The organism is Streptomyces sp. NPDC059371, assembly GCF_042751995.1.
In the GTDB taxonomy this organism is placed as follows: Bacteria; Actinomycetota; Actinomycetes; order Streptomycetales; family Streptomycetaceae; genus Streptomyces.
In genome coordinates this window covers 1-8276 of record NZ_JBHYXD010000057.1, presented here as the reverse complement: position 1 = coordinate 8276, position 8276 = coordinate 1, and the positions used below count along the sequence as shown (strand labels likewise).

General features: G+C 71.3%; 4 protein-coding genes and 1 pseudogene. All 5 read left to right on the top strand.

The features are described 5' to 3' along the window. The first annotated feature begins 219 nt into the window (after positions 1–219). Positions 220–3895 (top strand): annotated as a pseudogene (locus ACFXGX_RS27205) (nitrate reductase subunit alpha). A 1-nt stretch (position 3896) separates the two neighbouring features. Then, positions 3897–5627 (top strand): nitrate reductase subunit beta, encoded by a 1731-nt coding sequence (gene narH, locus ACFXGX_RS27200; RefSeq protein ID WP_384795867.1) that lies wholly within the window; start codon positions 3897–3899, stop codon positions 5625–5627. Next, a complete protein-coding gene (gene narJ / locus ACFXGX_RS27195) occupies positions 5624–6238 on the top strand; it encodes a nitrate reductase molybdenum cofactor assembly chaperone (RefSeq protein ID WP_384795865.1) in 615 nt (204 codons plus the stop codon). Before narH ends, narJ begins: the two co-directional genes overlap by 4 nt. After that, positions 6235–6963, top strand: coding sequence for a respiratory nitrate reductase subunit gamma (narI, locus tag ACFXGX_RS27190; RefSeq protein ID WP_384795863.1), 729 nt, complete (start codon positions 6235–6237; stop codon positions 6961–6963). Before narJ ends, narI begins: the two co-directional genes overlap by 4 nt. Further along, complete coding sequence (locus ACFXGX_RS27185) at positions 6945–8180, top strand: nitrate/nitrite transporter (protein WP_384795861.1); 1236 nt, start codon at positions 6945–6947, stop codon at positions 8178–8180. Before narI ends, ACFXGX_RS27185 begins: the two co-directional genes overlap by 19 nt. The last annotated feature ends 96 nt before the right edge of the window (positions 8181–8276 follow it).

Genomic DNA, 8276 nt, shown 5'->3' with positions numbered 1-8276 from the left:
TGTCTCCCCCCCCCCTCCTCTGGGGGGGGGGGGGCGCGCCCCCCCCCCCCCCCCCCCGGGGGGGGGGGGGGGGGGGGGCCCGCCCCCGGCGCCCCCCCCCCCGCCCCTCACCCTTTCAGCCCCCCGCACATGCGTCCCCCGCCCATGAATGGTCCGCTGGGCTGAAGTCGGCCGAGAGGAGCATCCGTGCCCGCGACGAAGGCCGAGGGCGCCGGAGGCATGGACGGCACGGCAAGTGAGCTGCTGTTGCGGACCGGGCGGTTCTTCCGGCGGGGGAGACCTCCGCCGATCTGCGCACGCTCTCCAAGGAGGGCGGCCGGAGCGGCGACGTCTTCTACCGGGACCGGTGGAGTCACGACAAGGTCGTGCGCTCCACGCACGGGGTCAACTGCACGGGTTCCTGCCGGTGGAAGGTGTACGTCAAGGACGGCATCATCACCTGGGAGACACAGGAGACGGACTACCCGAGCGTCGGCCCGGACCGCCCCGAGTACGAGCCGCGCGGCTGTCCGCGCGGGGCCGCGTTCTCCTGGTACACCTACTCGCCGACGCGGGTGCGCTACCCGTACGTCCGCGGTGTGCTCCTGGAGATGTACCGGGAGGCGAGGGCGCGCACCGGGGACCCGGTCACCGCGTGGGCCGACCTCCAGGCGGACCCCGAGCGGCGCGGACGCTACCAGCGGGCCCGGGGCAAGGGCGGCCTGGTACGGGCGAGCTGGGACGAGGCCGTGGAGATGGCCGCCGCCGCGCACGTCCACACCATCAAGACGTACGGCCCCGACCGCGTCGCCGGGTTCTCACCCATCCCCGCGATGTCCATGGTCTCGCACGCCGCCGGTGCCCGGTTCCACTCGCTCATCGGCGCCCCCATGCTGTCCTTCTACGACTGGTACGCCGATCTGCCGGTCGCCTCCCCGCAGGTCTTCGGCGACCAGACGGACGTCCCAGAGTCGGGGGACTGGTGGGACGCGGCGTACATGATGATGTGGGGCACCAACGTGCCGGTCACCCGGACCCCGGACGCCCACTGGATGGCCGAGGCGCGCTACCGGGGCCAGAAGGTCGTCGTCGTCTCGCCGGACTACGCCGACAACACGAAGTTCGCCGACGAGTGGCTGCACCCCCACCCCGGCACCGACGGCGCGCTGGCCCTCGCGATGGGCCACGTCGTGCTGAAGGAGTTCTTCGTCGACCGGCAGGTGCCGTTCTTCACGGACTACGTCCGGCGGTTCACCGACCTGCCGTTCCTCGTCACCCTGCGGGAGCACGAAGGACGGCACGTCCCGGACAAGTTCCTGCGCGCCTCCGACCTCGGCGACACCGCGGAGGGCGCGGAGTGGAAGACGGTCGTCCTCGACGAGCGGACGGGCAGGCCCGAGGTACCCGGCGGCTCGCTCGGCTTCCGTTGGACGGAGTCCGGCCGGGGCCGGTGGAATCTGGAACTCGGGGATCTGGAACCCCGGCTCTCGCTGTACGGACGGGAGGACGCCGTACCGGCCGAGGTGCTGCTGCCCCGCTTCGACACCGACGGCGGGCCGCACGGCCAGGGCAGCGGGGCGGTCCGTGCCGGCGGCGTCCCCGCGGTGCGTGTCGGCGGCCGTCTGGTGACGACCGTGTACGACCTGCTGCTCGCCCAGTACGGCGTCGCCCGCGACGGTCTGCCCGGCACCTGGCCCAAGGGATACGACGACGCCTCCGTACCCTGCACGCCCGCCTGGCAGGAGGTCCACACGTCCGTCCCGGCCGCGGCGGCCGTCCGTACCGCGCGGGAGTTCGCGGACACCGCCGAGCGGTCCCGGGGCCGCTGCATGATCCTCATGGGCGCCGGTACGAACCACTGGTTCCATTCCGAGACGATCTACCGCGCCTTCCTCGCCCTCCTCCAGCTCACCGGCTGCCAGGGCCGCAACGGCGGCGGCTGGGCGCACTACGTCGGCCAGGAGAAGTGCCGCCCGCAGACCGGCTGGGCCACGCTCGCCGCGGCGTCCGACTGGTCGCGTCCGCCGCGCCAGGCGATCGGCACCGCCTACTGGTTCCTGAACACCGACCAGTGGCGCTACGACCACTACCGCGCCGACACCCTCGCCTCCCCGCTCGGCAGGGGAGCCCTCGCCGGGATGACCGCCGCCGACTGCCTCGCCCAGGCGACCCGTTCGGGATGGATGCCCTCCTACCCGACCTTCGACCGCAATCCGCTCGACCTGTGCGACGAGGCGGGCGACCAGGACCCGGCCGCGTACGTGGTGGACCAACTCCGCGAAGGGAAGCTGGGATTCGCGGGGGAGGACCCCGACGCTCCCGCCAACTGGCCACGCGTCGTCACCCTTTGGCGGGCGAACCTGCTGGGCTCGTCCGCGAAGGGCGCCGAGTACTTCCAGAAGCACCTGCTCGGCACCACCTCCTCGCTCGGCGCCGAGGAGGCCGGGCCCGAAGAACGTCCGCGCGATGTCCGCTGGCACGAGAAGGCACCCGAGGGAAAGCTCGACCTGCTGCTGTCACTGGACTTCCGCATGACGTCCTCCACCCTCATGTCGGACATCGTCCTGCCGGCCGCGACCTGGTACGAGAAGCACGACCTGTTCAGCACGGACATGCACCCCTACGTGCACTCCTTCACCCCGGCCGTCGACCCGCCGTGGCAGGCCCGCACCGACTTCGCCGCCTTCCACGCCCTCGCCCGGTCCTTCTCCGCGATGGCGGCCAGGCATCTCGGGGTGCGGCGCGACCTCGTCGCGACCGCCCTCCAGCACGACACCCCCGGCGAGATTGCCCAGCCCGGGGGCGTCGCGCTGGACTGGCGGCGCGGCGACTGCGAGCCCGTACCGGGGAGACTATTGCCCCAACTGACCGTGATGGAGCGGGACTACGGTGCCGTCGGCGAGAAGATGGCCACCCTCGGCCCGCTGGCCGAGAAGCTCGGCCTGCCGGTCAAGGGCATCACCTTCGACGTGGCCGAGGAGGTGCGGCTGCTCGCCGACCGGCACGGCGTCCGCAGGGCGTGGCCGGCCGTGGGACGGCCGCTCCTCGACACCGCCGTCAAAGCGGCGAACACGATCCTCGCCCTGTCCGGCACCACCAACGGCCACCTCGCCACCCAGGGCTTCCACACGCTGGAGCGCCGCACCGGACAGCCGATGGCCCACCTCGCCGCCGAGCACGAGGGCAAGCGCGTCACGTACGCCGACACCCAGGCGGCACCCGTGCCGGTCATCACCTCCCCGGAGTGGTCCGGCAGCGAGGCGGGCGGGCGCCGCTACACCGCCTTCACCCTCAACACCGAGCACGCGAAGCCCTGGCACATCCTCACCGGACGCCAGCACTTCTCCTCGACCACGACTGGATCCACGAACTCGGCGAGGCACTGCCCGTCTACCGGCCGCCGCTCGACATGCGGCGGCTCTTCGGGGACAGGGTCTCCACCGGCGACGACGGCCAGGCGGAGGTGACCGTCCGCTATCTCACCCCGCACAGCAAGTGGTCCATCCACTCCGAGTACCAGGACAACCTGTTGATGCTGTCGCTCTCGCGCGGCGGCCAGAACATCTGGATGTCCCCGCAGGACGCCGGGACGATCGGCGTGCGCGACAACGACTGGATCGAGGCGGTCAACCGCAACGGCGTCGTCGCGGCCCGCGCGGTCGTCAGCCACCGCATGCCGCCCGGGACCGTGTACATGCACCACGCGCAGGACCGTGTCATCGCCGCGCCCAGGACACAGACGACGGGCAAACGCGGCGGGACGCACAACTCCCTCACCCGGCTGCTGCTCAAACCGACCCATCTCATCGGCGGATACGCCCAGTTGAGCTGGGCGTTCAACTACCTGGGGCCGACGGGCAACCAGCGCGACGAGATCACCGTCATCCGGCGCCGCACCGAACCGGTGGAGTACTGACATGCGCGTCATGGCACAGATCGCGATGGTCATGAATCTCGACAAGTGCATCGGCTGCCACACCTGCTCCGTCACCTGCAAACAGGCGTGGACCAACCGCGGCGGTGTGGAGTACGTGTGGTTCAACAACGTCGAGACCCGCCCCGGACAGGGGTATCCCCGCCGCTACGAGGACCAGGAGACGTGGAAGGGCGGCTGGGAACTCAACAGGCGCGGCCGGCTGAAACTCAAGGCCGGCGGCCGCTTCTCGAAGCTCGCCCACATCTTCTCCAACCCCGAACTGCCCACCATCAACGACTACTACGAGCCGTGGACGTACGAGTACGCCAACCTCGGCGACGCCCCCCTCGGCGACGACATCCCCGTCGCGCAGCCGCGGTCGCTGCTGAGCGGCAAGCCCATGGAGATCGAGTGGAGCGCCAACTGGGACGACAACCTCGGCGGCGTCAGTGAACACGGCGCACTCGACCCGATGGTGGCGAAGGTCCGTGAACAGGCCTCGGAGAAGGTGAAGTTCGCGTTCGAGCAGACCTTCATGTTCTATCTGCCGCGGATCTGCGAACACTGTCTGAACCCGTCCTGCGTCGCCTCGTGCCCGTCCGGCGCGATGTACAAGCGCCAGGAGGACGGCATCGTCCTGGTCGACCAGGACCAGTGCCGGGGCTGGCGCATGTGCGTGACCGGCTGCCCGTACAAGAAGGTCTACTTCAACCACCGCACCGGCAAGGCCGAGAAGTGCACGCTGTGTTACCCGCGCCTCGAAGTCGGCCTGCCCACCGTCTGCTCCGAGACCTGCGTCGGACGGCTGCGCTACCTCGGCGTCATGCTCTACGACGCCGACAAGGTCCTGGAAGCGGCCTCCGCACCCGACGACACCGACCTGTACGAGGCCCAGCTCGGCGTGTTCCTGGACCCCGAGGACCCCGTCGTACGCCGGGAGGCGGAGCGCGCCGGCATCGCCCAGGACTGGATCGACGCGGCCCGCCGCTCACCCGTCCGCGCCCTCATCAGCACGTACAAGGTGGCGCTCCCGCTCCATCCGGAGTACCGCACGATGCCGATGGTCTGGTACATCCCGCCGCTCTCCCCGGTCGTCGAGGCCCTCACCGAGACCGGCTTCGACGGCGAGGACACCGGCAATCTCTTCGGCGCCATCGACACCCTGCGCATCCCCCTGGAGTACCTCGCCGAGCTGTTCACCGCCGGCGACACCGCTCCCGTACGGGCGTCGCTGGAGAAGCTCGCCGCCATGCGCGGCGCGATGCGCCCCGGGCTGCTCGCCGGAGACCCCTCCGGCCCGGCCCCGGTCGACGAGGGCATCGCCCGGTCGGTCGGCATGTCCGGGGAGGAGATGTACGCGATGTTCCGGCTGCTGGCCATCGCCAAGTACGAGGAGCGGTACGTGATCCCCACCGCCGCGGTCGGCGACGCGCGACGCCTCGAGGAGTCCGTCCTGCCCGACGAGTGCAGCCTCGACTACGCGGGCGGGCCCGGGATGGGCGGCTCCGGCCCCTACGGCGAAGGGTCTGGCGAGTCGCCGCCGATGTCCGTGGAGAACTTCCACGTGCTGCGCGACCGACAGACCGCCGACGCGCCCGCCGACCCCGCCCGCAGCCGCGTCAACCTCCTGAACTGGGACGGCCGGGGCCACCCCGCCGGACTGTTCCCCCGCCGGAACGGCGGGAACGGCGAGGAAACCGAGGACCCGCACGACGACGAGGAGGAGAGATGACCACCCCGCACGCCGTCGTCCACGCGGCGGTCGCCCGCTGCCTGGTCTACCCCGACGACGAGTTCCACGCCGGGCTGGGTGTCCTGCGTGCGGCCCTCGACGAACAACCCGGCGCAGGAAGAGGGGAGTTGCGCGCCTTCCTCGACCACGCGGACGGCAGCGGCCCCGACCGGCTCCGGCAGGACTACGTCCGGACGTTCGACTTCTCCGGCCGCCGCTGCCTGTACCTCACCTGGTGGACCGACGGCGACACCCGCCGCCGCGGCCGGTCCCTGGTGCGCTTCAAGCAGATCTACCGGGAGCACGGCTGGGAGTACGCGGACACCCGCGAACTCCCCGACTTCCTCCCGGCCGTCTGCGAGTTCTCCGCCCTCACCGGCACCGACACCCTCCTGCGCGACCACCGCCCGGCGCTGGAACTGCTGCGCCTCGCCCTCGTCGAGGCCGCCTCGCCGTGGGCCGGAGTCCTCCGGGCGCTCGTCGCCACCCTCCCCGGCGCCTCACCCCGCGACCGGGCCGCCGCCCAGGCGATGGCCCGCAACGGACCACCGCGCGAGGACGTGGGACTCGCGCCGTTCGGCACCCCACTGCTGGAGGTCGTCCCCCGATGAGCCTCGCCGACAGCCTCCTGTGGACGGTCATGCCGTACGTCACGATCGTCCTGCTCGTCGGCGGGATCATCTGGCGCCACCGCTACGACAAGTTCGGCTGGACGACCCGCTCCTCGCAGCTCTACGAGTCGAGGCTGCTGCGGATCGCGTCCCCGATGTTCCACTACGGCATCCTCTTCGTGCTCGCCGGCCACCTCGTCGGACTGTTCGTCCCGGACTCCTGGACCGGCGCACTCGGAGTGAGCGAGACCGCGTACCACTACCTCTCGCTCTGCACCGGCACGCTCGCGGGCCTCGCCACCGTCGCCGGCATCGCGCTGCTGATCTACCGCCGCCGCGCCAACGGGCCGGTCTTCCTCGCCACCACCCGCAACGACAAGCTCATGTACGCCGTCCTGCTCGCCGCCATCCTCATGGGCATGATCGCCAAGCTCACCCACGCCGGAGGCCACGGGTACGACTACCGCACCACCGTCGCCCCCTGGCTGCGCAGCGTCTTCACCCTGCGTCCGGACTACGCGCGGATGGACGGCGTGCCGGTGACCTATCAGATCCACATCGTCATCGGCTGCGTCCTCATCGCCCTCGTCCCCTACACCCGGCTGATCCATATGTTCAGCGCCCCGGTGCAGTACCTCTTCCGCCCCTACATCGTGTACCGCAGCCGTGAACGCGGCCGGCTCGGCACCCCTCCCGAGCGGCCCGGATGGGAGCGAGTGCAGTGACCGCCCAGAGCGCCGCCCGGACGGCCCCGGCCCCCGCGGTGCCCGGCGCCGCCTACCGCAACCTCGTCGTCGCCACGATCGGCTTCGCCATCTCCTTCTGGGCGTGGAACCTCATCTCGCCGATCGCCACTCCGCTGGGCGAGAAGCTCTCGCTGAGCTCCTTCCAGCAGTCGCTGATGGTCGCCGTCCCCGTGCTCGTGGGCTCGCTCGGCCGGGTGTCCGTCGGCGCGCTCACCGACCGCTTCGGCGCGAAGATCATGTTTCCGCTCGTCACCGCGCTGACCATCGTGCCCGTCCTGCTGCTCATCGTCGCGAAGGACTCCTACGCGGGCCTCCTCGTCGTCGGATTCATCCTCGGCCTGGGCGGCACGACCTTCGCGATCGGCGTCCCCCTCGTCAACTCCTGGTTCCCGCCCGCGCGGCGTGGCTTCGCCGTCGGGGTGTTCGGCGCGGGCATGGGCGGCGTCGCTCTCTCCGGCTACTTCACCCCCCGCATCTACCAGCACGGCGAGAACCTGCCGTTCGTGGTGCTGGCCATCGGCCTGGCCGTCATGGCCGTCGTGGAGTACCTCCTCCTCGCCGACCGTCCCGACCGCGTGGTCCCCACCACCTCGCTGGGGCAGCGGCTGGGTGACGCCGGGCGACTGCGGGTCACCTGGGAACTCGCGGCCCTGTACGCGATCGGGTTCGGCGGCATCGTCGCGTTCGGCGTCTACCTGCCGACCTACCTCAAGACCTGGTACGACCTGTCGCCCACCGACGCCGGTACCCGGGCGGCCGGTTTCGCGCTCGTCACCGTCGTCTTCCGCCCGATCGGCGGGTGGCTCTCCGACCGCGTCCACCCCGCCGTCGTCACCTCCTGGGCCCTCGGCGTCGTGGGGATCATGGCCGTGTGCCAGGCGTTCGAACCCCACCTCGTCCCGGGCGGAACGGTCTTCCTCCTCGTGATGGCGGCCGGCCTCGGCACCTCCAGCGGCAGCGTCTTCGCGATGGTCGCGCGGGTCACGCCGCCGCCGAAGGTCGGCAGCGTCACCGGCATCGTCGGCGCGACGGGCGGACTCGGCGGCTTCGTCCCGCCCCTCGTCATGGGAGCCGTCTACAGCGCCAAGAGCTCCTACGCCATCGGCTTCATGCTGCTCTCCGACCTCGCCCTGGCCGGCTGCGTCTACGCCTTCGGGCGGATGCGCGAAGTGGGCCGCGACCGACAGGCGGCCTGAGCCCGAGAAAGCCCCGCGGACACCACCGCGGCCCGGCGGGGCCCGAAGTGTAATGGGGCGGCCGGGGGGGGGGGGGTGTGTGCTGGGGTGAGGCGC

Bases quoted from the DNA above. Each gene is read 5' to 3' on its own strand.
- narH (WP_384795867.1), top strand. From the start codon at position 3,897: ATGCGCGTCATGGCACAGATCGCGATGGTCATGAATCTCGACAAGTGC.
- narJ (WP_384795865.1), top strand. From the start codon at position 5,624: ATGACCACCCCGCACGCCGTCGTCCACGCGGCGGTCGCCCGCTGCCTG.
- narI (WP_384795863.1), top strand. From the start codon at position 6,235: ATGAGCCTCGCCGACAGCCTCCTGTGGACGGTCATGCCGTACGTCACG.
- ACFXGX_RS27185 (WP_384795861.1), top strand. From the start codon at position 6,945: ATGGGAGCGAGTGCAGTGACCGCCCAGAGCGCCGCCCGGACGGCCCCG.